1 pseudogene is annotated in these 252 nt (G+C 55.2%); it reads left to right on the forward strand.

Annotation, left to right across the window (positions count from 1 at the left end):
• A pseudogene (locus RTW80_RS30120) lies at positions 1 to 153 on the forward strand (conjugal transfer protein TraN); the annotation flags it as partial.
• Positions 154 to 252: the final 99 nt, after the last annotated feature.

The following is a 252-nucleotide window of genomic DNA, read 5'->3' on the forward strand; positions in this document are numbered from 1 at the left end:
GAGTTGCAGAGTATCGACTTCGATAAAATCAACTTCTCGGATTTCTATGAGGATTTGATGAAGAACCAGAAAATCCCGGATACCAGTGCGCAGGTTCAGCAGATTAAGGATCGCATCGCAGCGCAGGTGAACCAGCAGGGAGGTGGCAAATGAAGCGTGCCCTCTGTGGCCTGCTTATGGCGCTGGCGAGCCATACGGCACTGGGCGAGGAGATTGTGACGCCGGCAGAGCCGTTCACCGGCTGGTCCTGGT

This window comes from Escherichia sp. AM3, from assembly GCF_032029835.1.
In the GTDB taxonomy this organism is placed as follows: domain Bacteria; phylum Pseudomonadota; class Gammaproteobacteria; order Enterobacterales; family Enterobacteriaceae; genus Escherichia; species Escherichia coli.